1 protein-coding gene is annotated in these 1,447 nt (G+C 62.7%); it reads right to left on the bottom strand.

Translation table 11 applies throughout. The features are described from left to right. A partial coding sequence (locus tag I53_RS26735; protein WP_043356607.1) for an ABC transporter substrate-binding protein occupies positions 1-456 on the bottom strand: 456 nt, incomplete at its 3' end. Positions 457-1,447 lie beyond the last annotated feature (991 nt).

The raw sequence follows: 1,447 nt of genomic DNA, 5'->3' as shown, positions 1-1,447 counted from the left end.
CCCATTCGTTCCGAAACGTGTCGAGGGCAGATGCATGCCCCGCAGCTTCATCAGTGCTGCGGAGTCGCCGCCGGGGAAGCGCATCCGCACGGTCCGGTCGTCTACAACCTCGCAGGTGACGTCCCGGGCGAAATTCAGGAAGGCGCCCGGCGGGTGCGGGTTGGTCCATTCCTGGACCTTGTCGAAGCCGAGCTTGAACATGCCGGCGTTGAAGGGCTCGCCATCCTGATAGACAGCCTGCCGCATGGTGAGTTCGAGCGTCTCGCTGTCGAGCCAGCGCCAGGACTCCGCGAGGCTCGGCTGGCCGATGCCGTCGTGGTCGACGCGGTTGGCCTCCTCCATGGTGTTCCACGTGATGGAGAGCCAGTTGACCGGCGACGGATCGACCACCGTCACCGTGTTGTGGGGTCCAAAGGGCTGTCCGCCGACCGGATCCCCCGTCGCATGTGCGTCCATGTCTCCTCCTTGTTTCCATGCTCCGCATCACGTGCGGGCACCGTCCGGAACGGTTCGAGCCGGATCAGGGGAAAGATAGCGCGCTACCGCATTGCCCTCAATCGATCCGCTTATACCAATTGGCTGGATCACCGCTCTGGAGAGGAGGGGCGAATGTCTTACGCTGGTTTCCCGCTACGCGCGCTCGGTCATTCCTGGCGGCCGCGATGTAACAGGGCCTCAGAAGACCACGGCGGCTTTCCGAAAAGCCGATATGCGGCGTCAGGGTCGCTCACGCGTTTTCGACGACTCTTCTACGGAGCGGATCAGCGGCTCTGGGCGAACTACAACCACCGGCCGAACTCGGGAAAGTATCTCCGTCGGCTCAAGCCGCGTGGATCCGATTCAGAGGGATCGATCGAGGTGGACCCTCCATCACTAATCTTCGCGCCTCTCCACATTAGCTGTTTCTCTAGAAGCTGAAATGGATCTTAGCGTCGAATGCTGTGTTTCGGCGTACAAATCTGGCTCTGACGCACATTCGCTGATCACCGGGGCGCGAGGCCATCAAGAAGAGGTATGCTTCGGTGCATCCTGCCGTGATCGTATGTCCCGCTCTGAACGCGATTGCGCTTCGTGATCTTTTCCTTCGTCCAGCCGGCGGACCAGAGCGGCCCGAGCCGCGGATTGGTCCCCACCGTTGCCGCGTGCCGAGGCGACGAGACGCGTCTGGGCCAGCATGTGCCATTCTTCGAGCCTGTCGGGCCTCACCGCGTGCGCCATCGTCCGGAACCGCCGATTACCTGAAGTGCCTCGACCAGCACCGGCATACCAACTGCTACGGCAGCCACGGTCCGCGTCGCCGCTGGGTCAATTGATCCTGATCCGTCGTCAGCACTCTCGCGAAGGTACATACTGACGGCACGCATCGAAGCCGCTGGGATGTCACCCTGTCCGTCCCGCAGCGCGCATCGCCCATCCTCCGACACGCGGGGTGATCCTCGGAAGCCCT

This window comes from Methylobacterium sp. B1, from assembly GCF_000333255.1.
In the GTDB taxonomy this organism is placed as follows: Bacteria; Pseudomonadota; Alphaproteobacteria; order Rhizobiales; family Beijerinckiaceae; genus Methylobacterium; species Methylobacterium fujisawaense.
The sequence above is the reverse complement of the archived record's forward strand: the minus strand, read 5'-3'. Positions and strand labels throughout refer to the sequence as shown.